The 24,360-nt window shown below is 71.9% G+C and carries 23 protein-coding genes and 1 pseudogene; 15 read left to right on the top strand and 9 right to left on the bottom strand.

Annotated elements, in window-relative coordinates; translation table 11 throughout:
* Positions 1-4 precede the first annotated feature (4 nt).
* From AB0O76_RS29160 to AB0O76_RS29150, 3 genes are read left to right on the top strand one after another with little or no spacing between them, the layout of a single operon-like run.
* Complete coding sequence (locus AB0O76_RS29160) at positions 5-1,213, top strand: CoA transferase (protein ID WP_365496994.1); 1,209 nt, start codon at positions 5-7, stop codon at positions 1,211-1,213.
* Positions 1,214-1,270: 57 nt separating this feature from the next.
* Positions 1,271-1,936, top strand: coding sequence for a GntR family transcriptional regulator (locus AB0O76_RS29155; RefSeq protein ID WP_365496992.1), 666 nt, complete (start codon positions 1,271-1,273; stop codon positions 1,934-1,936).
* Positions 1,933-2,907, top strand: a complete 975-nt coding sequence (locus tag AB0O76_RS29150; protein ID WP_365496990.1) for a TAXI family TRAP transporter solute-binding subunit — start codon at positions 1,933-1,935, stop codon at positions 2,905-2,907. The genes AB0O76_RS29155 and AB0O76_RS29150 overlap by 4 nt, the downstream gene beginning before the upstream one ends.
* A gap of 251 nt (positions 2,908-3,158) precedes the next feature.
* Here the strand turns inward: AB0O76_RS29150 and AB0O76_RS29145 are convergent, their stop codons facing one another.
* From AB0O76_RS29145 to AB0O76_RS29125, 5 genes are all read right to left on the bottom strand, one after another.
* Entirely contained in the window at positions 3,159-4,529 is a 1,371-nt protein-coding gene (locus AB0O76_RS29145) for a HAMP domain-containing sensor histidine kinase (protein WP_365496988.1), read from the bottom strand.
* Complete coding sequence (locus AB0O76_RS29140) at positions 4,529-5,200, bottom strand: response regulator transcription factor (RefSeq protein ID WP_365496986.1); 672 nt, start codon at positions 5,198-5,200, stop codon at positions 4,529-4,531. Before AB0O76_RS29140 ends, AB0O76_RS29145 begins: the two co-directional genes overlap by 1 nt.
* 89 nt (positions 5,201-5,289) lie before the next feature.
* Positions 5,290-6,582 carry an MFS transporter gene (locus AB0O76_RS29135; protein WP_365497120.1) on the bottom strand — a complete coding sequence of 431 codons (1,293 nt, stop codon included), beginning with the start codon at positions 6,580-6,582 and terminating at the stop codon, positions 5,290-5,292.
* A 248-nt stretch (positions 6,583-6,830) separates the two neighbouring features.
* On the bottom strand, positions 6,831-7,529 hold the full coding sequence (locus AB0O76_RS29130) for a GNAT family protein (protein WP_365496984.1): 699 nt from the start codon (positions 7,527-7,529) through the stop codon (positions 6,831-6,833).
* On the bottom strand, positions 7,526-8,389 hold the full coding sequence (locus tag AB0O76_RS29125; protein ID WP_365496982.1) for a class I SAM-dependent methyltransferase: 864 nt from the start codon (positions 8,387-8,389) through the stop codon (positions 7,526-7,528). The genes AB0O76_RS29130 and AB0O76_RS29125 overlap by 4 nt, the downstream gene beginning before the upstream one ends.
* A gap of 169 nt (positions 8,390-8,558) precedes the next feature.
* Here AB0O76_RS29125 and AB0O76_RS29120 point away from each other — a divergent pair, with 169 nt between their 5' ends.
* The 3 genes from AB0O76_RS29120 to AB0O76_RS29110 all read left to right on the top strand — a co-directional run bounded on the left by AB0O76_RS29120 (position 8,559) and on the right by AB0O76_RS29110 (position 10,555).
* Positions 8,559-9,173, top strand: coding sequence for a TetR/AcrR family transcriptional regulator (locus AB0O76_RS29120; protein WP_365496980.1), 615 nt, complete (start codon positions 8,559-8,561; stop codon positions 9,171-9,173).
* Positions 9,170-10,186 (top strand): DMT family transporter, encoded by a 1,017-nt coding sequence (locus AB0O76_RS29115; RefSeq protein ID WP_365496978.1) that lies wholly within the window; start codon positions 9,170-9,172, stop codon positions 10,184-10,186. The genes AB0O76_RS29120 and AB0O76_RS29115 overlap by 4 nt, the downstream gene beginning before the upstream one ends.
* Before the next feature lie 81 nt (positions 10,187-10,267).
* Positions 10,268-10,555 (top strand): hypothetical protein, encoded by a 288-nt coding sequence (locus AB0O76_RS29110; protein WP_365497127.1) that lies wholly within the window; start codon positions 10,268-10,270, stop codon positions 10,553-10,555.
* On the opposite strand, the pseudogene AB0O76_RS29105 reads toward AB0O76_RS29110, so the two are convergent.
* Positions 10,510-10,638: pseudogene (locus tag AB0O76_RS29105) on the bottom strand (LysR family transcriptional regulator); the annotation flags it as partial. The gene AB0O76_RS29110 and the pseudogene AB0O76_RS29105 overlap by 46 nt on opposite strands.
* A 220-nt stretch (positions 10,639-10,858) precedes the next feature.
* Here AB0O76_RS29105 and AB0O76_RS29100 point away from each other — a divergent pair.
* From AB0O76_RS29100 to AB0O76_RS29060, 9 genes are all read left to right on the top strand, one after another.
* Positions 10,859-12,052, top strand: a complete 1,194-nt coding sequence (locus tag AB0O76_RS29100; RefSeq protein ID WP_365496976.1) for an FAD-binding oxidoreductase — start codon at positions 10,859-10,861, stop codon at positions 12,050-12,052.
* Positions 12,053-12,092: 40 nt separating this feature from the next.
* On the top strand, positions 12,093-13,490 hold the full coding sequence (locus AB0O76_RS29095; protein WP_365496974.1) for a VOC family protein: 1,398 nt from the start codon (positions 12,093-12,095) through the stop codon (positions 13,488-13,490).
* 43 nt (positions 13,491-13,533) lie between these two features.
* Entirely contained in the window at positions 13,534-15,066 is a 1,533-nt protein-coding gene (locus AB0O76_RS29090; RefSeq protein WP_365496972.1) for an aldehyde dehydrogenase family protein, read from the top strand.
* Between the two features lie 126 nt (positions 15,067-15,192).
* Positions 15,193-15,936, top strand: coding sequence for a FadR/GntR family transcriptional regulator (locus AB0O76_RS29085; RefSeq protein ID WP_365496970.1), 744 nt, complete (start codon positions 15,193-15,195; stop codon positions 15,934-15,936).
* Complete coding sequence (locus AB0O76_RS29080) at positions 15,933-17,384, top strand: amino acid permease (RefSeq protein WP_365496968.1); 1,452 nt, start codon at positions 15,933-15,935, stop codon at positions 17,382-17,384. Before AB0O76_RS29085 ends, AB0O76_RS29080 begins: the two co-directional genes overlap by 4 nt.
* A 20-nt stretch (positions 17,385-17,404) precedes the next feature.
* Positions 17,405-18,424 (top strand): asparaginase, encoded by a 1,020-nt coding sequence (locus AB0O76_RS29075; protein WP_365497118.1) that lies wholly within the window; start codon positions 17,405-17,407, stop codon positions 18,422-18,424.
* A gap of 57 nt (positions 18,425-18,481) precedes the next feature.
* Positions 18,482-19,879 (top strand): aspartate ammonia-lyase, encoded by a 1,398-nt coding sequence (gene aspA / locus AB0O76_RS29070; RefSeq protein ID WP_365496966.1) that lies wholly within the window; start codon positions 18,482-18,484, stop codon positions 19,877-19,879.
* A gap of 135 nt (positions 19,880-20,014) precedes the next feature.
* A complete protein-coding gene (locus tag AB0O76_RS29065) occupies positions 20,015-20,467 on the top strand; it encodes an SRPBCC family protein (RefSeq protein ID WP_365496964.1) in 453 nt (150 codons plus the stop codon).
* Between the two features lie 90 nt (positions 20,468-20,557).
* The gene (locus tag AB0O76_RS29060; protein ID WP_365496962.1) at positions 20,558-21,490 is read left to right on the top strand and encodes a glutaminase; all 933 of its coding nucleotides are present in this window, start codon (positions 20,558-20,560) and stop codon (positions 21,488-21,490) included.
* Positions 21,491-21,504: 14 nt separating this feature from the next.
* On the opposite strand, the gene AB0O76_RS29055 is transcribed toward AB0O76_RS29060, so the two are convergent.
* From AB0O76_RS29055 to AB0O76_RS29045, 3 genes are all read right to left on the bottom strand, one after another.
* On the bottom strand, positions 21,505-22,506 hold the full coding sequence (locus AB0O76_RS29055) for a mechanosensitive ion channel family protein (protein WP_365496960.1): 1,002 nt from the start codon (positions 22,504-22,506) through the stop codon (positions 21,505-21,507).
* A gap of 156 nt (positions 22,507-22,662) precedes the next feature.
* Positions 22,663-22,989 carry a cupin gene (locus tag AB0O76_RS29050; RefSeq protein WP_365496958.1) on the bottom strand — a complete coding sequence of 109 codons (327 nt, stop codon included), beginning with the start codon at positions 22,987-22,989 and terminating at the stop codon, positions 22,663-22,665.
* Positions 22,990-23,057: 68 nt separating this feature from the next.
* Positions 23,058-24,293, bottom strand: a complete 1,236-nt coding sequence (locus tag AB0O76_RS29045; protein WP_365496956.1) for a helix-turn-helix domain-containing protein — start codon at positions 24,291-24,293, stop codon at positions 23,058-23,060.
* Positions 24,294-24,360 lie beyond the last annotated feature (67 nt).

Genomic DNA, 24,360 nt, shown 5'->3' with positions numbered 1-24,360 from the left:
CGCCATGCCGGGCCGGCTCAGCCCCGCGCCCCCGGGGGCACTGTCAGGGATCGTCGTCGCCGACTTCGGGCGGGTGCTCGCGGCGCCGTACATGACCATGCTCCTTGCCGATCTCGGCGCCGAGGTGATCAAGATCGAGCGGCCGGGCACGGGGGACGACACCCGGGCCTGGGGCCCGCCCTTCGCCGACGGGGAGGCCACGTACTTCCTGGGCGTCAACCGCAACAAGCGCTCGGTCACGCTCGACCTCGGGCAGCAGGCGGGGCAGGAGGCTGCCCGCGCGATCGTGGCCCGGGCTGACGTACTGGTCGAGAACTTCCGGCCCGGCACGATGGACCGCCTCGGCCTCGGTTACGAGGAGATGCGGACCCTCAACCCCGGCCTTGTGTACTGCTCGGTGAACGGGTTCGGCACCGACGCCGGGGCCCGGCTGCCCGGCTACGACCTCCTCGTCCAGGCCATGGGCGGCCTGATGAGCGTCACCGGGGAGCCCGGCGGGCAGGGCACCAAGACGGGCGTGGCCCTGGTGGACGTGATCACCGGACTCCACGCCGGCCTGGGCATCCTTGCCGCGCTGCGGCACCGCGAGCACACCGGCGTCGGCCAGAAGGTGGAGGTGTCCCTGCTCTCCTCGCTCCTGTCGGCGCTGACCAACCAGGCTTCCGCGTACGTCGGTGCGGGGGTGGTGCCCCAGGCGATGGGCAACCGGCACCCGAGCATCGTCCCGTACGAAGTGATCGCGGCGAAGGACCGGCCGCTGGTCCTCGCGGTCGGCAACGACCGGCAGTTCACCACCCTGTGCACGTGCGTCGGCCGGGCGGACCTCGCGGACGACGAGCGGTTCGCGACGAACAGAGCGCGGGTCGCCCACCGCGAGGAGCTCCTGCCCGAGCTTGCCGCGGCGCTCGCCGCGCGGACCGCGGACGAGTGGTTCGAGGACCTGACCGCTGCGGGGGTGCCCTGCGGCCCGATCAACGACCTGGCCGCGGCCTTCGACCTGGCCGAGCGCCTGGGGCTCGACCCGCGGACGGCCATCGACGACCCGCGCGGGGAAGCACCCGCCGACCAGGTGGCCAACCCCATCCGGCTCGGCGCCACGCCCGCCGCCTATCGCACCGCGCCACCACGCCTCGGGGAGGACACCGCGGCGCTCCTCGCCGAGCTCGGCCTTGAGCAGGACGGGGCCGCGGACGCACCGGAGGCGGCCGGATAGGAAGATGGACGCGGCGTGACCGAGGACCGGGCGCCGGAGAAGAAGAGGTGACGGGTGATGAGCAGCACGGCACAGCGGCGGCGGCCACCGACCGCCCAGCAGTTCGTCCTGGACGAACTGCGGCGCGCCATCACCAGCGGCGAGCTGAAACCGGGCACCGCGATCCGCCAGGACGCGCTCGCCGAGCGGCTCGAGGTGAGCCGGGTGCCGCTGCGGGAGGCGCTGAAGATCCTCGAGGGCGAAGGCATGGTCGTGCACCGGGTGCACCGCGGCTATTTCGTCACGCAGTTGTCCCTCGACGACCTGCGCGAGGTGTACCGCATCCGCGAGCTCCTCGAGGCCGAGGCCGTCCGCGAGGCCTGCACGCGGCTCTCCCCCACGCTCCTCGACGCGCTCGACGAGGCCGAGCGCGCCGTGGAGGAGGCGAGCGAGGCCGGCGACGTCAGCGCGATGGCCGCCGCCAACCGACGCTTCCACTTCGCCCTCATCGAGGCGTCCGGCATGCCCCGGCTGATCCGGCTGATCTCCACGCTGTGGGACGCGACGGACGCCTACCGCTCCCTGTACTACGTGGCGTCCCCCAACCGTGAGCGCGTCGTCCACGAGCACCGGGCCATCGTCGAGGCGCTGCGGGCCGGTGACACCGAGACCGCCGTCCGGCACCTGGACGAGCACCGCGCGCACGCCGTCGACACGCTGCGCGAGATCCTCGAGGAGAAGTGAAACGGGCCGCGGGTCCCGCCCGGCGGACCGTCCTGGGCGCCACCGCGGCCGCCCTTCCCTGGCTCGCCGCCGCATCCGGATGCCTGCCGGGAGGGTCCGAAGGACCGACCGCCCGACTCACCCTGGCGACAGGTGCCCAGGGCGGCCCCTTCGCCCGCTTCGGGGAGCGTCTCGCCCACGAGCTCGGCACCCGGGAGCCGGGGCTGAAAGCCCACGTCCTGCACACCTCGGCCAGCGTGGCGAACCTGCGTCTCCTCGCGACCGGCGATGCCGACCTCGCCCTGTCCCTGGGCGACACCGCCGCGGACGCACAGGCGGGCGCGGGCGGCTTCCGGTCCCCCGTCCCAGTGCGGGCATTGGCCAGGATCTACCTCAACTACCTCCACCTGACCGTCCCCGCGGACTCCCCTCTGCGGAGCCTGACGGACCTGGCCGGTCGCCGGGTCGCCGTGGGCGCGGCGGGCTCGGGCACCGCAGTGGTGGCCGAACGGGTGCTCGCCGCCGCCCGCCTGCCCCGCCCGGTGCGGGAGGTACGGCTCGACCTCGACGCGTCCACGCGGGCCCTCGCGCGCGGCGACGTCGCGGCCCTCTTCTGGTGCGGCACCATCCCCACCGCGGCGATCACCCGCCTCGCGGCCGGGACACCGGTACGTCTGCTGCCGCTCGACGGCCAGGCGTCGGCGCTGCGCGAACGCCACGCTGCGCCATACGTCCCGGTAGAGGTGCCGGCCGGCACCTACGGGGTTCCGCACGCGGTGCCCACGGTGGGCGTCCCCAGCTATCTGGTGGCCCGCCGTGGCCTCTCCGCGGAGGTGGCGGAGGCGGTGACCCGTGTGATGTTCGAGGCCAGGGAGCAGCTGCCGGGCCCCGAGGTGCCGGGCGGCTATCTCGACGAGCGGTACGCGATCGGCACGGGCAGCGTGCCACTGCACCGAGGGGCCGTCGCCTACTACCGCGCCGCTTACGGCTGAAGCTGCCGAGACCCATGCCGTCCACGTTGCAGTACCTGCCGAACACCGCACGCGATCGGCACCGGCAGCATGCCACTGCGCCCAAGGCCCGTCGCCTACTATCCGCACCGCCTACAGCTGACACTGCCGAGACCCATACCGTCCACGTTGCAGTACCTGCCGAACACCGCACGCGATCGGCACCGGCAGCGTGCCACTGCGCCCAGGGGCCGTCGCCTGCTATCCGCGCCGCCTACGGCTGAAGCTGCGGGCTACGACTGAAGCGGCAGCCGCAGCCGCGTAACCAGGCCGTGCGGCTCGTGCGACAGCAGGTCCAGGCTGCCCCCGCTCGCGCGGGCCAGCTCGTCGGCGAGGGCGAGGCCGAGGCCGCTGCCGTCGATGTTGGAGTGGCGGGGCGAGCGCCAGAACCGGTCCATGGCCACGGCCAGTTCGTCGGGCGTGAGCCCCGGCCCGTCGTCGGCGACCCGCAGCAGCGCCTGCCCCTCGGCCGCGGCCACGGTCACATCGACCCGCCCTCCGGCCGGGGTGAACTTCAGCGCGTTGTCCACGGCAACGTCCAGGACGCGTCCTGCGGTCTGCGGCACACAGCGGGCGGTCAGCTCCGCAGGCAGCAGGACCGCGAAGTCGATCCCGCGTGCCTCGGCCACCTCCGCCCAGGCGTCGAGCCTCGGCCGCACCTCGCCCACCACGTCCACGGGTTCCACCGCGGCGGGCGTGCCGCTCTCCACCTGGGCGAGGGCGAGGAGGTCGTCGAGCAGGGCGCTGAGCCGGTCGATCTCGTCGAGGGCGCGCTCGTAGTCCTGCGAGCCGGGGTCGGTCAGCTCCGACCGCAGGTTCTCCACCCGCAGCGTCAGCACGGCAAGCGGCGTACGCAGCTCGTGCGAGGCATCCGCGACGAACGCCCGCTGCCGCTCCACCACCGCGGCCACGGTGTCGGCCATCGCGTTGAACCGCTCCTCAAGGCGCCGCAGCTCCGACGGCCCGGAGCCGCCGACCGGCGCCCGCGCATGCAACTGCCCGGCGGCGATCGCCTCTGTCGCGGCGTCCAGCTCCGCCACCGGCCGCAGCGTCCACCGCGCAAGGCGCCCCGCCGCCACATAGGCCGCGGCGAACATCGCGATGGCGCCCGCGGCGAGCGCCGCCCACACCAGGGCGACGTCCCGGCGCGCCGCGTCCGCCGGGGCGACCAGCAGGACCGTGCCGACGACCTGGGCGTCCCGTCCCGCGGGTTCGGCCACCGTCACCCGCCCCGGCCCGAACGGCGTCACCAGCGGCAGTCGTTCCGTGGTCCGCCCGGCAAGGGCACCGTGCCGGGCATCGCCCACACCGTCGCCGACCCCGCCGCTCGCCACGAGGACCGCTCCGGTGGCGTCCCTGACCTCGGCCCCGGCGCCGTAGAGCCAGGTGTACCGGCGGACCTCCGCCGCCAGGTCCGCTTCGGCCGGCCCGCCTTCCCGTACCGCCTGTTCCGCGAGACCGGCCAGGTGGGTGGCGTCCGCGCGGCGGTCCAGGAGCAGTTGGTGCGTGCGCTGCTGTGCGTAGGCAAGACCCAGCGGGACGGCAAGCGCACCGAGCAGCGCGCCGATCAGGAGGACATACGTCAGGCGCAGGCGGCGGCGCATCAGCCCTCGGCAAGGCAGTAGCCGGTGCCGCGCAGGGTGCGGATCAGGCCCGGGCAGCCGGTCTTGGCGCGGATCCCGGCTATGTGTACGTCGAGCGACCGCGACACCGCCAAGTAGGCGTCGCCCCACACCGCGTCCAGGATCTCCTCGCGCGCCCGCACCACACCCGGCTCGCGGGCAAGCAGCGCCAGGACGTCGAACTCGCGCCGGGTCAGGGCGACGGGCCGGCCTGCCACGGTCACCTCCCGGGCGCGCAGGTCGACCGCCACGTCGCCGACCCGGACGGTCTCCGGTGCGGGCGCAGGCCCTGAGCCGGTCCGTCCGGTGCGGCGCATCACCGCGTCCATCCGGGCAAGGAGTTCCTCGATACGGAACGGCTTGACCAGGTAGTCGTCGGCCCCCGACCGCAGTCCCTGGAGCACCGTGCCCTCGTCCGAGCGGGCAGTGATCACGATGACGGGTACGGCGGACACCTTGCGCAGCTTGCGCAGCAGCTGCAGCCCGTCCAGGTCCGGAAGCCCGAGGTCGAGCAGCACGAAGTCCATGCCCTGCTTCAGCCGCAGCGCGTCGTCGGCCCGACCGGCCCGCACGGTGCGGTGCCCGCGCGCGGCCAGCGCCTGGCCCAGGACCTCGGCGAGCCGGTCGTCGTCCTCGACGAGCAGCACCTGCATCCGTCACCCCTCGATTCGGCGTACCCCGCCCCCTTGACCCCGGACAGGGTACGCCGCCCCTGATCAGGCCTTACGGCCCGCGACCCGGGTCATCGCCCGGCCGGCTCGGCCACCGTCTCCGCCGACTTCCCCTCCCCCGCCGCGGCTTCCCGCTCCGACCGCTTGAGCGCGATGTCCCGCGTCTCGCGCATCGCCAGGTACACGACGAACGACACCGCGGCGCAGCCCGACACGTACCAGTAGAAGCCCGATTCGATCCCGGCGTTCTTGAACCACAGCGCCACATACTCGGCGGTGCCGCCGAACAGCGCCTGCGCCAGCGCGTAGGGCAGCGCGACACCAAGGGCCCGGATATGGGTGGGGAACAGCTCGGCCTTCACCGCCGCATTGATCGACGTATAGCCGGTGACGATCACCAGGGCGATCAGCATCAGCCCGAAGGCCTGCCAGAACCCGTCCACGCCGCCGAGCGCCGAGAGCAGCGGCACGCTCCCGAACATCGATCCGGCCCCGAACGCGATCAGCAGGGGACGCCGCCCGATCCGGTCCGACAGCATGCCGCCCAGCGGCTGCAGACACATGAACACCGTCAGCGCGCAGAAGCTCACCAGCGTGGCGTCCTGCTTGGCAAGGCCCGCGGTGTTCGACAGGTATTTGGTCAGATACGTGGTGTACGTGTAGTAGGACACCGAACCGCCCAGCGTCAGGGCGAGGACCAGTACCAACTCCCGCTTGTACGGGGCCAGTGCGCGCAGCGTGCCGCGGCCGTTGCGGGCGTCCGCGGCCACGTCCTCCTCTTCCTCGTAGGCCTCGGTCTCCAGGAGATTGCGGCGCAGGTAGAAGACGACCGCGGCGCCGAGCGCGCCGACGAAGAACGGGATCCGCCACCCCCACGAGGTGAGCGTGTCCGGGTCCATGGTCCGCTGCAGCACCATCTGCAGGGCAAGGCCGCACAGTTGGCCCAGCGTCATCGACACGTACTGGAAGCTGGATGCGAAGCCGCGCCGGCCGGGAGCCGAGGCTTCCGTCAGATAGGTGGCGCTGGCCGCGTACTCGCCGCCCACCGAGAGTCCCTGCAGCAGCCGGGCGACCAGCAGCACCACGACGCCGAGGTATCCGGCCTGGTCGTACGTCGGCGCGATCGCGATAAGGAGTGCGCTCGCCGACATCAGGCTCACGGTCGCGGTCAGCGCCGCCTTGCGCCCCTTGCGGTCGCCGAGCCGGCCGAGCAGCCACCCGCCGACCGGCCGCATCAGGAACCCGACGGCGAAGATGCCCATGGTGTTCAGGAGCTGCGCCGTGGAGTTTCCCTCGGGGAAGAACGACGAGGCGAAGTACACGGCGAAGCTGGAGTAGACGAACCAGTCGTACCACTCGACCAGATTGCCGATCGAGCCGCCGACCAGCGCCTTCCAGGGGCTCCTCGCGGGTGGGGGCGGGCTGTCGACGGTGCCGGGAAGTGACGTTGTCACCGGGCATCTCCTCACACGTTGCGGGCATTTCGCCCGCAGGCAGAGCAGCAGGCCCCCGCAGGTTCACCGTGCGAAGGATCATCCGACAACGGTCGGGTCCGAGATCTAACATGCGGCTAACGTTCGCCCCGGCGGATCACCTGCCGATCACCGGCTGCTCACCGTCCGCAGAGCGCCTTCCAGTCGTCCTCGAGAATCGAGTACTGGACGATGTCGTGCCACACACCGCCCACATGGCCGTAGTGCCGCAAGACCCCCTCCCGGACCATGCCGGCCTTCTCGATGGCCCGCTGCGCGGCGATGTTGGACGGCATGAATCCCGACCAGACGCGGTGCAGTCCGAGCCGGTCGAAGCCGAGGACACCCAGCAGGAAGCCGATCTCGACGCTGTGGCCGAAGCTCACCCGGTCGGCGCGCAGCGCCAGACCCACCTCGGCGCTGCGGTAGCCGACGCGGACCATTCCGCCCTCGCCCGACTGGTCCTCGACGATCAGCTTCGCCGAGCCGATCAGCTCGCCCGTGGCGATCTCGCTGACGCCGAGCCGGTAGTGCGTGCGCGGAGTCCGCGCGGCGCCGGCCCTGGCCTGCTCGACCAGCGCCGCGGCATCGGCGCGCTCGAAGGGCGGCATGCCGAACTCGCGGGTGGTGCGCGGGTCTCCGAAAATGCCGAGTACGCCGTCGACATCGCCGGGCAGGAACTCCCGCAGCCGCAGCGTGGCCCCTTCGACGAGAACGGAACGCTGCTCCGACACGGGCGGCGGCCGTTCGTCGACCCGCGTCCCACTCGGCCCCTCGCTCGGCTCCCGCGGCGCGCAAAGCCCGCCATACTCCCGCTCGACTTGCAGGCGATCCGTCATCTGTTGACTCCTTGGTGATGTTCCGTCAGGCCGAAAGACACACGCGTCACCCAGAGGGGCTTTCGCGTGCGGATCGCGGGAAGAAGGTTGGCCAGTGGCAGCAGCCACCCACAGAGGAAGCCCCGGCCCCGTGGCTCCCGAACCGCTCGTACGGCGGCGATGTTCGGATGCACCGCGTTCAGCTTCCGCTGGTGCGCCGGTGTCATCCCCCAAAGCATCGGCGGCGGCCGGTATCCGGCGGGGTACTTCCACCGCCCCCGTGCGGTGCGGGCGGCCATCCAGTCGGGCGGGGTGTCGAAGACCAGCTCCGCTCCGGGGAAACGGGCGGCGCACGCCTCGATGAGCCGGTGCACCACGTCCAGCGGGAGATACATCAGCATCCCCTGGGCGATGATCAGCACCCCGCGCGAGGCGTCGACCTCGTCCATCCACCGTGCGTCGGTGGCCGAGCAGGACAGCGTGCGGTGGCGTGGCGCGTCCGGCAGCAACCGCCGCCGCAGCTCGGCGACTTCGGGCAGATCGACCCCGAGCCAGCGCACCCTGCCGTTGTCCACCCGCCAGAACTGCGTCTCCAGACCCTCCCCGAGCGAGACGACCGTGCCGTCCGGGTGGTCCTTCAGGAAGCGCCGCACCTCTCGGTCGTAACAGCGTGCCCGTACCGCCATCCCCTGCGCCAAGCCCCAGTTGCCGGTGCCGAACCGCTGCTCAAAGGGGTAGTCGACGGCGTCGATCACCTCGATCGCCTTCGGGTCCTTCAGGGCCGAGCCGGGCTTCCTCGCGGCCAGAGCGCGGTGGTGCAACGTCCATAGCGTCGTCTCTGCGACGCCGTCCAGCTTGGCATTCCGCTTCCGTCCGTCCATCGGGCGATGGTCACAACACGGTCGGCGCCCCAGCAAGGAGCATCACTCCTCTGCGCAGATAGTCACTCATCAGTGGGATTTCCCTCCGCGGAGGCCGTCCCCGCCCCGCTTTCATGATTCCCGCCCTTCATCTAGTCTAGGTAGACCTACCTACCCAGTTTGGACTGTGATGAGCGAGACCGCGGATGCGAGTACGCCCGCGCCGGAGCGGGGGCGGCGGCGTCCGGCCCGGGAGCGGCTGCTCGCGACCGCTGCCCGACGCTTCTATGCGGACGGTGTGGCGACGACCGGCATCGACACGATCACGGCCGAGGCCGGCGTGGCGAAGATGAGTCTGTACAACAACTTCTCCTCCAAGGCCGACCTGGTCCGGGCCTACCTGGACGCCCGCCACGAGGAGTGGCTCGGCCTGTACCGGGCACGGCTTGCGCAGGCCAAGGGCCCGCGCGACGGGGTTCTGGCGGTCTTCGACGCCTATGCCGACCACGCGGCCTTCGCGTACGAGCACGGCTTCCGCGGCTGCGGTCTGCTCAACGCCGCCGCCGAACTCCCGGCCGGTGACGACGGCCGGGCCGTGGTGCGCGCCCACAAGGAGGAGGTCGAGCGCCTGATCGCCGGCCACCTGGAGGAACTGCTGCCCGAGCGCCCCGACGAGGCGCACGCGACGGCCGAGCACCTCGCCTTCCTGCTGGAGGGCGCGATGGCCCGCGCCGGCCTGGAAGGCGACGGCGGCCGACTCCAGCACGCCCGCGCCATGGCGGCCGGTCTCCTGGACGGGATGTGAAGCGGCCCGACGGACACGTCCGCTCCGCAGGGACAGGCGCGCTGTGCGTGCTGGCGGCCTCCGTTCTGTGGGGTACGACGGGCACGGCCGCGACGTTCGCCCCGGACGTGGGCCCGCTCGCCATCGGCGCCGTAGCCATGGGCCTCGGCGGGCTGCTCCAAGCCCTCGTCGCCGCGCCTCAGATCGTCCGCCACGCGGCCCGGTTGCGCGCCCGGCGCGGCACGGTACTGCTCGGCGCGCTCGCGGTGGCCGTCTATCCGCTGGCGTTCTACAGCTCCATGCACCTGGCCGGGGTCGCTGTCGGCACCGTGGTGTCGCTCGGCACCGCCCCGCTCGCCTCGGCCCTGATCGAGCGGATCATGGACCGCCGACGGCTCACGCGCCGCTGGATGGTCGCGGCGACCCTCGGCCTGCTCGGCACCGTCCTGCTGTGCGTCGCCGAAGCCGCCCAGGCCGCCGACGGCGCGGGGCGGTCGTCCGTGGCCGACACGCTGCTCGGTGTGAGCCTCGGCCTGGTCGCCGCCGTGACCTACGCCCTCTACTCCTGGGCCGCGCACCGTCTCATCACCCGCGAGATCCCCTCCCGCGCGGCGATGGGCTCCGTCTTCGGACTTGGCGGACTGCTCCTCCTGCCCGTCCTGCTTGCCACCGGGGCGCCGCTCATCAGCTCCTGGTCCAACGCGGCCGTCGGCACCTACATGGCGCTCGTCCCCATGTTCGCCGGGTACGTCCTGTTCGGCTGGGGTCTCGCACACGTGCCCGCAAGCACCGCGACCACTCTGACCCTGCTCGAACCGGCCGTCGCCGCCGTGCTCGCCGTCCTGGTCGTCGGCGAACGCCTCCCGACCACGGGCTGGACCGGCATCGCCCTGGTGATCGCCTGCCTCGCCGTCCTCACAAGCCCGGCCTCCGCCACCCGCCGCCGAAAGCCGCCGCTGGGCCCGGTCGCGGGAGACGACGCGGGCGATGCGGGTGATGCGGCGCGAGACGATCTCGTACGTCCCGGGGCCTGAGGTTCCTCAGGGCCGTGGGATGCGCCCCTTGCTCTCCATCGCCGCAGGCACGCGCTGCTCGGCCCATGCCCGTCCCGCCGTGTGCGGGGTGACGTCGCGGCGGGGCGCACCTGGCGCAGGGCGGGCGGCAGGATCTCGGCGGCGGCCGTGGCGAACAGGCCGACGGTCAGGGTGCCGGAGACCGCGCCACAGCCGCGCTCGAGCTCCTCGACGGCCTCGGCCTCCGTCGCCAGGATCCGCTCGGCGTGCCGGGCCAGCGTCGTCCCGGCGTCGGTGAGCTCCACCCGGCGTCCCGCGCGGCGCAGCAGCGGCGTGCCCGCGGCCTTCTCCAGGGCGGCGATCTGCTGGGAGACGCCGCCGGGCGTGTAGCCCAGGGCCTGCGCGACGGCGGTGATGGTGCCGCGCCGGGTCAGCTCGACCAGGGAGCGCAGCTGGGAGCTGGTCCAATCCATGCGCAGACCCTATGGAGATCGCGCCCGACCATATAGGGATCGTCAAAGATCAGCAGCAGAAACTGTTCATGGACGTCAACGGTCGGGTTGCGCCACGATGACGGGCAGCTAGCTGATCAGCGTCCCGCAAGTTTCTGATGGCCCATGCCGTGCGCCCGTTAACTGCCGCCCCGTCAGGCGCAGTTGGACCGGGCACCGGCCTCTGGAAGGGATCGGTCTCTTGTCCTCATCGCCCGGTTCGCCCAGCGCCCCCGTCTTCCGCAGCCTCCCGCCGAGCGCCGACGTCGTGATCGTCGGCGGCGGCGTGATGGGTGCCTCCATCGCCTTCCACCTCGCCGAGGCCGGGGTGCGCGACATCGTCGTCCTCGAACGCGGCGAACTCGCCTGCGGCAGCTCCGGCAAGCCGATCGGCGGCGTCCGCGCCCACTTCTCCGACCCCCTCAACATCGAACTCGGCCACCGCAGTCTGCGGGCCTTCCAGGACTTTCCGCACCGGCCCGGCGCCGACATCCGCCTGGACACCGTGGGCTATCTCTTTCTGCTCACCGGTGAGAAACAGGCCACGGAGTTCGAGGAAAGCGTCCGGCTCCAGAACGGCATGGGCGTGCCGAGCCGCATGGTCGACGCGGCCGAGGCGCGGCGCCTGTGTCCCTATGTGAGCGCCGACGGCCTGGTGGCCGCCGTCCACTCCCCCACCGACGGGCACGCCCGCCCCGGCCTTGTCGTGCACGGGTACGCCGACGCGGCGGCACGGGCGGGCGTCCGGTTCGCCACGCAGACCCGCGTGACCGGCATGGACACCGCCGGCGGCCGCGTCAGCGCCGTGCACACCGACCGCGGCACCGTCGCCTGCGCCACCGTGATCTGTACGGCGGGCGCCTGGTCCGGGCAGATCGGCGCCATGGCCGGTGTCGACCTGCCGGTCCGGCCGGTGCGCCGCCAACTGGCCTTCACCGAACCGCTGTCGCCGTCGGCGCCGCGGATCCCCTTCACGATCGACTTCACGTCGTCGGCGTACTTCCACAACAGCGACGACGGGCTGCTGTTCGGCCTCGCCGACCCCGGCCAGCCGGACGGCTTCGACACCACGTGGAGCGCGGAGTGGCTCGACCTGTTCCGGGACGTCGTACGCCATCGCGCCCCCGCGCTGGCCGCGATGCCGATCGCCGACGGTTGGGCGGGCCTGTACGAGGTCACCCCCGATCACAACGCACTGATCGGCCGCTCCGGCGAAGTGCCCAACTTCCTTTACGCCACCGGGTTTTCGGGCCACGGGTTTCTCCAGGCCCCCGCCGTCGGCGAGATCGTGCGCGATCTGCACCTGGAGCGGGAGCCGTGCGTCGACATCGCGCCGATGAGCGCCGACCGGTTCCGGGCAGGGGCGGCGATCCGTCCCGAGGCACACGTCGTATGACTCCTCTCCCCGCTTCGACAGTTCGAAAGGCAGACCTTCCATGATCAGCCAGTGGCGGCTGCGGGCCGCCTTCGCCGCCCGGCTCTCCGAGATGTACGGCCGGGAAGTCCCCGCCTACACGACGCTCGTGGACGTCTCGCGCGAGGTCAACGAGGACGTCCTGCGCGCGCGGGGCGCCGCAGCGGAACGGCTTGGCTCCATCGGCCGGGTCACCGCGGAGCGGCACGGCGCGATCCGCGTGGGCACCCCCACCGAACTGCGCGACGTGGCACGGATCTTCGGCGCGTTGGGCATGCGTCCGGTCGGCTTCTACGACCTGCGGGAGGCGGCCGCGAGCGCGGTGCCCGTCGTGTCGACGGCGTTCCGTCCCGTGGACGCCGATGAGCTGGCGCGCAATCCCTTCCGGGTCTTCACCTCCCTGCTCACGCCCGCGGACCCGCGCTTCTTCGACGCCGACCTGCGCTCCCGCCTGGAGACGTTCCTGGCCGGGCGCGAGCTGTTCCCGCCGGAGCTGCTCGCCCTGGCCGACCGGGCGGAGGCCGGGCGTGAGCTGCCCGACGACGAGGCCGAGCGCTTCCTCCAACTGGCCGTCCAGGCCTTCGAGTTGTCCGCCGAGCCGATCGACCGTGCCTGGTACGAGGAGCTGGAGAAGGTCTCCGCGGTCGCCGCGGACATCGGCGGCGTCGGCTCCACCCACATCAACCACCTCACCCCGCGCGTCCTGGACATCGACGAGCTGTACCGGCGCATGACCGACCGGAGCATCGAGATGATCGACGCGATCCAGGGCCCGCCGGGCTGGGAGGGGCCCGACCTGCTGCTGCGCCAGACGTCCTTCCGTGCCCTGGCCGAACCGCGCGCCCTGCGCCAGGCGGACGGCACCGTCACGCGCGGCGCGCTGCGGGTGCGGTTCGGTGAGGTCGAGGCCCGCGGCATCGCCCTCACGCCGGCCGGTCGCGCGCTCTACGACCGCCTGCTCACCCTCGTCGACAGCCAGGCGGTCGCCCGCCCGGCGGCGGACCGCAGCGCACTGGCCCGCGCCCTGTGGGCCGAGCACGTCCCCGGCAGCGAGCGCGAACTCGCCCCCCAGGAGCTGGCCTACTTCACCTACCACGTCGCCCCGGACCAGGCCCGCAAGAGCGACCAACCCCCTGCCACCATCGGCGAGTTGGTGGATCAGGGCTGGCTGCGGGCCGAACCCGTGGTCTACGAGGACTTCCTGCCGCGCTCCGCCGCCGGCATCTTCCAGTCCAACCTCAGCGGCGAGGGCTCCCGGCACACCGACCAGGAAGGCACCGCGTACGACAGCGGCTGGCTCTCCGGTGCGATCGGCCGCGAGGTCCTCGACCCGTTCGCGCTGTACGAGCACCGCCGGAGCAGCTCGATCACCCAGGTCGGCCGCGAACTGGGTCTGGACCTCGACGGCACGCACGCCTGAAACCCCTCCGCCCCACCCGCACACCTCACCCCCAGGGAGCACCATGACCGGCACCACCCCCCTGCCCACCACCGACGACCTGCGTGCCCGCGCCCGCGCGAGCCTGGAGCGCATCGGCGTCACCGTCCCGGACGGCGCCGACTTCCAGGCCCGGACGCCCATCACCGGCGAGGACCTGTTCGGCCTGACCGCGGCGACCGCCGGCGAAGTCGACGATGCCGTCGCCGCCGCCCGCGGGGCGTTCCTCGCCTGGCGCACCACACCGGCCCCGCGCCGGGGTGAACTCGTGCGCCGCCTGGGCGAGTTGCTGCGCGACCACAAGAGCGACCTGGCCGATCTGATCACCGTCGAGGCGGGCAAGATCCGCTCGGAGGCGCTCGGTGAGGTCCAGGAGATGATCGACGTCTGTGACTTCGCGGTCGGCCTCTCCCGGCAGCTCTACGGCCGCACCATCGCCTCCGAACGGCCCGGCCACCGTCTCGCCGAGACCTGGCACCCGCTGGGCGTGGTCGGCGTGATCTCCGCGTTCAACTTCCCCGCCGCGGTGTGGTCGTGGAACACGGCCGTGGCGCTGGCCTGCGGCGACACCGTGGTCTGGAAACCGTCCGAGCTGACCCCGCTGATCTCCCTGGCCTGCGACCGGCTCCTTGCCCAGGCAGCGGAGGAGGTCGGCGCGCCCCGCGACGTACACCGTCTGCTGCTCGGCGACCGCACCGTGGGCGAACGCCTTGTGGACGACCCGCGCGTCGCGCTCGTCAGCGCCACCGGCTCCACCCGCATGGGGCGTGAGGTCGGCCCCCGCGTGGCCGAGCGCTTCGGGCGCTCGCTGCTCGAACTCGGCGGGAACAACGCCGCGGTGGTGGCGCCGTCGGCCGACCTCGACCTCGCGGTGCAGGGCATCGTCTTCGCGGCCGCGGGCACGGCGGGCCAGCGCTGCACCACGCTGCGCCGCCTGATCGTCCACCGCGACATCGCGGACACGCTCGTCGCACGGCTGACGGCCGCGTACACCAAGCTCCCCATGGGCGACCCGTTCGACGAGAACACCCTGGTCGGCCCGCTCATCTCCCCGGCCGCCCTCGACGGCATGCGGGACGCGCTCGCCCGCGTCCAGGCGCAGGGCGGCAAGATCCTCGCGGGCGGCAACCGGCGCCTGGCCGAGGCGGCGCCGCAGGCCGCGTACGCCGAACCTGTCATCGTCCGTGTCGACGAACAGACCGACGTCGTACGGCAGGAAACCTTCGCCCCCATCCTGTACGTCCTCACCTACGACACCCTGGAGGAGGCCATCGCCCTGCACAACGACGTCCCGCAGGGCCTGTCCTCCAGCATCTTCACCCGCGACCAGCAGGAGGCCGAGCTCTTCCTGTCCTCCGAGGGCTCCGACTGCGGCATCGCCAACGTGAACATCGGCACGTCCGGTGCCGAGATCGGCGGGGCGTTCGGCGGCGAGAAGGAGACCGGCGGCGGCCGCGAGTCCGGCTCCGACGCCTGGCGCGCGTACATGCGCCCGGCCACGAACACCATCAACTACTCCAGCCGGCTCGCCCTCGCGCAGAACGTCAGCTTCCTCTAGACGCCCGCCCGCACCGGCCGGCAGCTCGTGCGGCACTTCCCTGTCGTACGGCTCCGGCCGTCACGGGCGTCTCACCTCCCGGGCCCTCCCTTGACAGCCCCTCCCCTTCCCCCACAGGATCACCCCGTGAACCTGTCAGACAGCCAGACAGGTGGCTGGGTGCCGCGGCGCGTCAGTGCCATGGAAGCGGTGCTCGGTCATCTGCGATCTGCCATCGAGCGCGGCGACTACGCCGTGGGAGACAAGCTGCCCTCCGAGGCGGAGCTCTGCCGTCGCCTGGAGGTCAGCCGACCCGTGCTGCGGGAGGCCCTGCGGGCCCTGCAGACCATGGGTCTCACCGTCTCCCGTACCGGCAAAGGCACCTTCGTCGTGTCCAACGGTCCTGACGAGGACCCCACCTTCGGCGACTACGCGGCCAGCGACCTGCTCGAGGTCCGGCGGCACGTCGAGATCCCGGTGGCGGGGTACGCCGCGGCGCGCCGGACGCCCGAGGACCTCGACCACCTCGCCCACCTCCTGGAGCGGATGGAGCGCGAGACCGACACCACCGCCTGGGTGGCCATGGACACGCTCTTCCACCTCGCCGTCGCGCAGGCCGCCCAGAACCCGGTCTTCCGCCGCGTGATCGAGGAGATCCGGGACGCGCTGGCCCGCCAGTCGGCGTTCCTCAACGAACTCGGCGGGCGCCGCGAGCAGTCCAACCGCGAGCACCGCGCCATCGTCGAGGCCCTGATCGACGGCAGCGAGCACGACGCCACCGACGCCATGGCCCACCACCTCGACCGCGTCGAGACGACCCTCACCGCGATCGTGCGCCCCGAGCCCACGGATCGCGCGGACACCCCAACGGAAGGCGGAGCCACAACGTGAGCGAGCAGTCTCTCGACGAGCAGACCGGGCGGATACGGAAGGCGGGCGCGCATGTCGACGCCGGTGACGCGGGGTACAGCAAGTCCCTGAAGTCCCGGCACGTCAACATGATCGCCATCGGCGGCGCCATCGGGACGGGGCTCTTCCTCGGCGCGGGCGGCCGCCTTGCCGACGCCGGGCCCTCGCTGTTCATCGCGTACGCCGTCTGCGGTCTCTTCGCCTTCCTGGTCGTCCGCGCCCTCGGCGAACTCGTCCTGTACCGGCCGTCGTCCGGCGCGTTCGTGTCGTACGCACGGGAGTTCCTCGGCGAGAAGGGCGCCTACACGGCGGGCTGGATGTACTTCCTGAACTGGGCGACCACCGGCATCGCCGACATCACCGCGGTCGCCACCTACACCCACTACTGGGGCATGTTCTCCGACATCCCCCAGTGGGTGATCGCCCTGATCGCGCTGGCGGTGGTCCTCACCGTGAACCTCATCTCCGTGAAGATCTTCGGGGAGCTCGAGTTCTGGTTCGCGATCGTCAAGGTCAGCGCGCTTGTGCTCTTCATGCTGATCGGGATCTTCCTGCTCGTCACCCAGCAGCCCGTGGACGGCCACTCCCCCGGCCCGTCCCTCGTCACCGACAACGGCGGGATCTTCCCCAACGGCCTGCTGCCGATGCTGCTGATCATCCAGGGCGTCGTCTTCGCGTACGCCTCGGTCGAGCTGGTGGGCGTCGCGGCGGGCGAGACCGAGAACCCCGAGAAGATCATGCCGAAGGCCATCAACTCGATCATGTGGCGCGTCGGTCTCTTCTACGTCGGCTCCGTGCTGCTGCTCTCGATGCTGCTGCCGTGGAACAAGTACACCTCCGGCGAGAGCCCCTTCGTCACCGTGCTCTCCAACATCGGCATCCCGGCGGCCGGCGGCGTGATGAACCTCGTCGTGCTGACCGCGGCCATGTCGTCGCTGAACTCGGGCCTGTACTCCACCGGCCGCATCCTGCGCTCCATGGCGATGTCCGGCTCCGCGCCCCGGTTCACCGGAGTGATGAGCCGCAGCCAGGTCCCGTACGGCGGCATCCTGCTCACCAGCGGCATCTGTGTGCTCGGCGTCGGGCTCAACTTCGTGGTCCCCGCCGACGCGTTCGAGATCGTCCTCAACTTCGCGGCCCTCGGCATCCTCGCCACCTGGGGCATGATCATGCTGTGCCATCTGCAGTTCTGGCGGAAGACCCAGGACGGCGAGCTCGAGCGCCCGGACTACCGGCTGCCCGGCTCCCCCTGGACCGAGCTGGTCACCCTCTTCTTCCTGGCATCCGTCCTGGTCCTGATGTACGCGGACGGGGGCGCGGGACGCACGACGGTGCTGTGCCTGCCGCTGATCGCGGCGGTGCTTGTGGCGGGTTGGTACGGCGTGCGGGGCCGGGTGGCGGCCGTGCGCAGGTCCGGGGCGGACGCGTGAGCCGTCTCGACGCACCTTCCGTGTACGGCCGTTCGCTCACCGAGGCGCCTTCCGTCCGGGAACCGCTGCATGCGCCCGTCGCCCAGCTCGTACGCGGGGGTGTCATCGAAGGCATCCACTACGGCTCGGTCGTCGTGCTCGGCGCGGACGGCCGCGTGGAGCTGCAGATCGGTGACATCGAGGCGGCCTTCTATCCGCGCTCGGCGCTCAAGCCCGTGCAGGCCGTGGCGCTGCTGCGGGCCGGTCTTCCGCTCGACGGCGAGCTGCTCGCGCTGACCGCGGCCAGCCACTCCGGCGAGGAGCGTCATCTCGCCGGGACCCGGCGGATCCTGGAGCTCGCCGGGCTCGACGAGGCGGATCTGCGCAACGTCACGGACCTGCCCTTCGACCCGGTGGTCCGCGAGGACTGGATACGAGCGGGCCTGCTGCCGTCCCGGCTCGCGCAGAACTGCTCGGGCAAGCACGCCGCGATGCTCTACGCGGCGCGGCTGAACGACTGGTCGCTCGCCGACTACCTCGACCAGGACCATCCACTGCAGCAGACGATCGCGCGGACCGTCGAGGACCTCACCGGGCAGGCCATCGCCCGGGTGACGGTCGACGGCTGCGGCGCGCCGCTCTTCTCCGTCTCCCTGCACGGCCTCGCGCGCGCCGCCGCCCGCATCACGACGGCGCCGCCCGGCACCCCCGAGGCGCGGGTGGCCGACGCGATGCGCGCACACGCCGAGATGGCGTCGGGCTCCGGCCGCGACGTCGCCGCGCTGATACGGGCCGTGCCGGGGCTGCTGGCCAAGGACGGCTTCGAAGGCGTGCAGGTCGCGGCGCTGCCGGACGGCAGGGCTGTCGCCGTGAAGATCGCCGACGGCGCGGACCGGGCGCGTGTGCCGGTGACCGCGGCGGCGCTCGCGCACTGCGGTGTCGCCCCTGCCGCGCTCGCCGAGTTCGCCGGGGCGCCGCTGCTCGGGGGCGGCGCGGTGGTCGGCAGCATCCGCCCGGCGCGAGCGCTCAGGCCGCTGACGGCGGCGCCGGATCACGCCTGACCGCCCCCTCCCCCGTACGACCAACTCCCCCTCACCAGAAGGAAGATCCACACCACCATGTCCGTCCGCAGCGAGCACGACCTGCTCGGCCACCGTGATGTCCCAGCCGATGCGTACTGGGGTGTCCACTCCCTGCGCGCCAAGGAGAACTTCCCCATCACGGGGACGCCGATCTCCGCGTACCCGCACCTGATCGACGCACTGGCCGCCGTCAAGGAGGCCGCGGCCCGCGCCAACGAGGAGCTGGGCCTCCTGGAGCCGCGCAAGGCGGCCGCCATCGTCGAGGCCTGCCGGGAGATCCGCGACGGCAAGCTGCACGACCAGTTCGTCGTGGACGTCATCCAGGGCGGTGCCGGGACCTCGACCAACATGAACGCCAACGAGGTCGTCGCCAACCGTGCCCTCGAGCTGCTCGGCCACGCCAAGGGCGAGTACGCCTTCCTGCACCCGAACGAGGACGTCAACCTCGGGCAGTCCACCAACGACGTCTACCCGACGGCCGTCAAGATCGGCACGGTCTTCGCGGTGCGCGGCCTCCTCCAGGCCATGGCCGTGCTGCAGGACGCGTTCGCGGCGAAGGCGATCGAGTTCCGTGACGTCCTGAAGATGGGGCGTACGCAGTTGCAGGACGCCGTGCCGATGACGCTGGGCCAGGAGTTCTCCGCGTACGCGGTGATGCTCGACGAGGACCGCAGCCGACTCGCCGAGGCGGTCGAGCTGATCCACGAGATCAACCTGGGCGCGACGGCGATCGGCACGGGCCTCAACGCACCTGCCGGATACGCCGAGTCCGCGCGCCGGCACCTGGCCGAGATCACCGGCCTCCCGCTGGTCACCGCCGCGAACCTGGTCGAGGCCACGCAGGACTGCGGGGCGTTCGTGCAGATGTCGGGGGTCCTGAAGCGGATCGCGGTGAAGCTCTCCAAGAGCTGCAACGACCTGCGTCTCCTGTCGTCCGGTCCGCGCGCGGGCCTGAACGAGATCAACCTGCCGCCGGTGCAGGCCGGTTCGAGCATCATGCCCGGCAAGGTGAACCCGGTGATCCCCGAGGTCGTCAACCAGGTCGCCTTCGAGGTGATCGGCAACGACGTCACGATCACCATGGCGGCGGAGGCGGGCCAGCTCCAGCTGAACGCCTTCGAGCCGATCATCCTGCACTCCCTCTCCGAGAGCATCACGCACCTGCGCACCGCCTGCCTGACGCTCGCCGAACGGTGCGTCGTCGGGATCACGGCCAACACGGAGGGGCTGCGCGCGGCGGTGGAGAACTCCATCGGCCTGGTGACCGCGCTCAACCCGCACATCGGCTACGAGGCGGCCACCACGATCGCCAAGGAGGCACTGGCCACGGGGCGGGGCGTGGCCGAACTCGTCCTGGACAAGGGCTTGTTGCCCGCGGATCGCCTGGCGGCGCTGCTGCGTCCGGAGGTGCTTGCGGGATCGCAGGGCGGCTGATGGGGGGCGCGTGATCCGGTCGGCCGTCCAGACCGGACCGCTGCTCACCTATGGCGCGATGGCGACATTCCGCCACCCGTGGGATTATTTGTATGAAGCGACAACAGGCACGACGAAGGCAATCAAGAGGCCAAAATGTCTGCCATCAAGGAATCCATCGACATTTCCCGCAGCCCCGAGGAGGTCTTCTCCTACGTGACCGACCCGGCCCACCTGCCCGACTGGCAGGAGAGCGCCGTCTCGGTCCGCCTCCTGGGCGACGCGCCCATCACTGTCGGCTCGAAGGTCGCCGTGACGCGGCGGATGGGGCGTCGGGAGATGGTCACCACCATGCAGGTCATCGACCTCGATCCGCCGAGGAGCTGGCACATCCACGGCATCGACGGTCCGGTGCGCGGCGATGTCCAGGGCACGATCGAGCCGATCGACAACGGCGAGCATTCACGTCTGACGCTGGCCCTCGACTTCGAGGGCCACGGCATCGGCAAGGCGCTGGTCCCCCTCGTGGTACGCCCGCACGTACGCAAGGAGATGCCCAGGGACGAGCAGGCCCTGAAGGGCATTCTGGAGGCGGGGGCACCTCAGTGAGGCTTCGCTGATCTCGTACACGCGCCCCGTTGGAGGGCTCGGCACCCGTGGGGCCCTCCGCTCGTGGTGGGCTGTGCTCCCAAGGGCACAATGGCGATCATGACCTCGCCCCTGACCTTTCAGCCCGTCCTGGACCGCATCGCCGCCGAGATCGAGGAGACCCCGGGGCGCGGCCGCCCCGCCGGTTACATCCCGGCGCTCGCCGCACGCGACCCGCACCGCTTCGGCATGGCCGTCGCGGAGCTTGACGGCACCGTGTACGGGGTGGGCGACTGGCGGGAGCCGTTCTCCACGCAGTCCATCACCAAGGTCTTCACCCTCGCGCTCGACCTGGCGCGCGAGGGTGACGCACTGTGGGAGCACGTCGGGCGCGAGCCCTCCGGCAACCCCTTCAACTCGCTGGTGCAGCTGGAGTACGAGAACGGCATCCCGCGCAATCCCTTCATCAACGCGGGCGCGCTCGTCGTCACCGACCGGCTGCAGACCCAGACCGGCGACGCGGCGGGCACCCTGCTGCGCTTCCTGCGCGCCGAGAGCGGCAACGAGCGGCTTGCCATCAACCATGACGTCGCCGCCTCCGAGTCCGCCCACGGCGACCGCAACGCCGCCCTCGGCCACTTCATGGCGTCGTACGAGAACATCGACAACCAGGTGCCTGTGCTGCTCGACCAGTACTTCCGCCAGTGCTCCATCGAGGCCTCCTGCGCCGACCTCGCCCTCGCCACCGGCTTCCTCGCCCGCCACGGCATCCGCGCCGACGGCTCCCGCCTGCTCAGCCGCAGCCAGGCCAAACAGGTCAACGCGATCATGCTCACCTGCGGCACGTACGACGCGGCGGGCGACTTCGCCTACCGCGTTGGCCTGCCCGGCAAGAGCGGCGTCGGCGGCGGCATCATCGCCGTCGTCCCCGGCCACTGCACGCTGTGCGTCTGGAGTCCGGGCCTGGACCAGCGCGGCAACTCCGTGGCGGGGGTCGCCGCGCTTGACCGGTTCACGACACTGACGGGGTTGTCGGTGTTCTGAGGCGCACCCGTGGGTCAGCGGCCCACCGACGCCGGGGCCGCCGCGCCGTCGGACGCCTTGCCGGTGTCCTCCGTACGCATCCAGACGGTGCGCTGCGGGAAGGGGATGTCGATGCCGGCCGCGTCGAGGGATTCCTTGACGCGGCGGCGCAGTTCGCGGGTGACGGCCCACTGCTTGAGCGGGGCGGTCTTGACGACGAGGCGTACGACGATGCCGTCGACGTCCAGCGACTGCACGCCCCAGACCTCGGGGTCCTCCAGGAGGACCTTCTCGAACTGCGGGTCCTCGCGCAGCGCGTGGCCGGTCTCCCCCAGGACGCCGAACAGGGTCTCCAGGTTGGTGTCGTAGGCCACGGAGACGTCGAGGACCGCGCGCGCCCAGTCCTGGCTGTCGTTGCGCACCCGCAGGATCTCGCCGTTGCGGATGTGCCACAGGCCACCGTTGATGTCCCGGACCTGGGTGAGCCGCAGGCCCACGTGCTCGACCTCGCCGACGGCCTCCCCGAGGTCGACGGAGTCGCCCACGCCGTACTGGTCCTCGAGCATGATCAGCATGCCGGACAGGTAGTCCGCGACCAGGCTCTGCGCGCCGAAGCCGATCGCCAGGCCCACCACGCCCGCGCTGGCGAGCAACGGGCCGAGCGCGATGCCGATCTGATCGAGGATCATGGCAAGGCCCATGACCGCGATGACGACGGTCACGATGCTGCTGAGCACCGAGCCGATGGTGCGTGCCCGCTGCTCGCGCCGCTCGTCGGCCCGCGACGGGTCGCGCTGCAGGACGGCCGGGCCGCGGGTGGAGCGGCGCGGTCCGTTCTCCGCTTCGGCGGGCTGCAGGATGCGTTCCACGACCCGGGTGATGGCCCGCTTGGCCAGCGCGCGGACGAGCATCGCGGCCAGGACGATCACGAGGATCCGCAGCGGGATGCCTATCACGGCGCCGAGATTGTCCTCGAGCCAGTCCGGGGCGGCACTGTGGATCAGGAGAGGCGACGCGGACGCGTCGGTGGGTGACACGGGAAATGCTCCACTCACTTGGTGTGCGTGCTGATCGGCGCGCCGAACGTAGTTCCGGTTCTTGACGCCGGTCAAAAGATGTGGCGAGCACGTGTGAGCGACGTGAACGACGTGCGGGCCCCATGCTGTTACGGGCCCCGCCGTGCGGGGTGCGGCTCAGGCCGTGACGGCCGTCAGGAGTACGGCGGCGTCCGTGACCGCGGTAAGGCCATGGCGTTCCGGCCCGATCGGGTGGAGCTGCCCCGCGACGAGGGTCACGTCCCCGGATGCGGCCGTCAGCCGCACTGTGCCCCGCAGCACCTGGAGAGTCGCGGCGACAGGCGTGTAGTGCTCGTCCAGCGCGTTGCCCGCCGTCAGGGCGATCACGCTCTGCCGCAGCGGATCCTCGCGCAGCAGCAGATGGGCGCTGCGCCCATGCGCCGACTTCTGTGCGAGGGCGAGGTGCTCGTCGGCCAGCACTTGCAGGTCGTACGTCGTGGTCATGCGGTCAAGACTGTCGCGCGGGCCGTGGCCCCGCGATCCCCCGGGTCCGAACGGGTCGCGGACGGACATCAGGAGCCGTGACGCGAACCGATCCGCAGCTGCAGCCAGCAGGAGAGCCGGTCGTCGGGTGTGTCGAGGTCGAGCCCGAAGATCTCCCGGGTGCGCCGGAGCCGGTACTTGAGGGTGTTCGGGTGGATGCCGAGCCGGCGCGCCGCATCGCCGACGTTCCCGACGGCGTCCAGCCAGGCCGTCACCGAGGCGGCGTACCACGTGTGATGGGTGCGGTCGTGGTCGAGCATCGCCTCGATGCCGGGGTGGCGCAGCCGCGGCCGGTGGTCCAGTGCGTCCGCGAGGTGGGCGATGAGCACTTGGGCATGTACGTCGGTCAGCGCGGCGACGTCGGGGCGGTCGGGGTCGCCGGTGGTGACCCGCAGGACGTCGTCGGCTTCGGCGCGCAGCGCGGACAGTTCCGTCAGCTCCGTGGTGAGCCGGCTGACGGCGGCGCGCGGCGGCCGGGTGCGCGGTCGGGAGACGGCGGCGAGTGCCTGGGCGGCAAGACGCCGGGCCGCTTCCAGGTCGTCGGCGGGCAGCAGGGCGTACACGGAGCGAGGGCCGGTGGAGACCGCGGCCGCGGGACGTACCGCCGAGAAGTGCCGACCGAGGTCGGCTCCGAGGCGCGCAAGGAGCGTCCCCGCCTCCGGGGCCGGGCGCATCGGGGCGAAGGCGAGCACGGTGACCTGCGTTCCCGTCGGCAGGCCGAGGCGGTGAGCCGTCTCCCGCACCGGCGCTGTGCCGTCGAGCGCGGCGCGCAGAACCTGGTCGCGGGCGTGCAGTTCCAGGGCGGCTGCGCTTCGGCGGCGCAGCAGATGCAGGGCCGCGGTCCCGGCCCCCTCAAGGAGGGCCCGTTGCCCGGCCTCGTCGAGGGGTGTCCGGTCCACGATCGCCCAGATCGTGCCGAGGGGCAGGTCTCCCGCGCGGATGGCGACGGCGGCGCGCGGCAGTTCGCCTTCGGCAAGGCCCGGCAGCGGCAGGACACCGGGGGCGGCGAGGACGTCCCGGTACTGGCGCTGCTGCCGGGCGGCCTGAGCGGGCGGCTGGTCGGGGACCTGGCGGCCGAGGATGCCCTGGCGGCGCAGCTCGTCGATGCGCTGGCCCGGCAGTGTGGAGTGGGCGAGCACCCGGGTGTCCAGGTCCTCGATGGCCACCGATCCCCCGATGACCGCCGCGATGGCGTCGGCGAGCGCGAACAGCTCCTCGCCGCTGCCGTCGCCGCCTTCGCCGATTGGCGATCCCGACCATTCCATGGCCGGATCCTAGGCGATCCCGACAATGCAGCGGGAGTGGGGCGGGCTCCAGCATGGTGCGACCGGT

The sequence above is a fragment of the Streptomyces sp. NPDC086554 genome (assembly GCF_040686095.1).
Lineage (GTDB): Bacteria > Actinomycetota > Actinomycetes > Streptomycetales > Streptomycetaceae > Streptomyces.
The sequence above is the reverse complement of the archived record's forward strand: the minus strand, read 5'-3'. Positions and strand labels throughout refer to the sequence as shown.

Coding starts and splice junctions, on each gene's coding strand:
- AB0O76_RS29145 (WP_365496988.1), bottom strand. CDS start 4,529: ATGCGCCGCCGCCTGCGCCTGACGTATGTCCTCCTGATCGGCGCGCTG.
- AB0O76_RS29065 (WP_365496964.1), top strand. CDS start 20,015: ATGTCTGCCATCAAGGAATCCATCGACATTTCCCGCAGCCCCGAGGAG.
- AB0O76_RS29120 (WP_365496980.1), top strand. CDS start 8,559: ATGAGCGAGACCGCGGATGCGAGTACGCCCGCGCCGGAGCGGGGGCGG.
- AB0O76_RS29095 (WP_365496974.1), top strand. CDS start 12,093: ATGATCAGCCAGTGGCGGCTGCGGGCCGCCTTCGCCGCCCGGCTCTCC.
- AB0O76_RS29125 (WP_365496982.1), bottom strand. CDS start 8,389: ATGGACGGACGGAAGCGGAATGCCAAGCTGGACGGCGTCGCAGAGACG.
- AB0O76_RS29045 (WP_365496956.1), bottom strand. CDS start 24,293: ATGGAATGGTCGGGATCGCCAATCGGCGAAGGCGGCGACGGCAGCGGC.
- aspA (WP_365496966.1), top strand. CDS start 18,482: ATGTCCGTCCGCAGCGAGCACGACCTGCTCGGCCACCGTGATGTCCCA.
- AB0O76_RS29060 (WP_365496962.1), top strand. CDS start 20,558: ATGGCGATCATGACCTCGCCCCTGACCTTTCAGCCCGTCCTGGACCGC.
- AB0O76_RS29050 (WP_365496958.1), bottom strand. CDS start 22,989: ATGACCACGACGTACGACCTGCAAGTGCTGGCCGACGAGCACCTCGCC.
- AB0O76_RS29090 (WP_365496972.1), top strand. CDS start 13,534: ATGACCGGCACCACCCCCCTGCCCACCACCGACGACCTGCGTGCCCGC.
- AB0O76_RS29160 (WP_365496994.1), top strand. CDS start 5: ATGCCGGGCCGGCTCAGCCCCGCGCCCCCGGGGGCACTGTCAGGGATC.
- AB0O76_RS29140 (WP_365496986.1), bottom strand. CDS start 5,200: ATGCAGGTGCTGCTCGTCGAGGACGACGACCGGCTCGCCGAGGTCCTG.
- AB0O76_RS29155 (WP_365496992.1), top strand. CDS start 1,271: ATGAGCAGCACGGCACAGCGGCGGCGGCCACCGACCGCCCAGCAGTTC.
- AB0O76_RS29130 (WP_365496984.1), bottom strand. CDS start 7,529: ATGACGGATCGCCTGCAAGTCGAGCGGGAGTATGGCGGGCTTTGCGCG.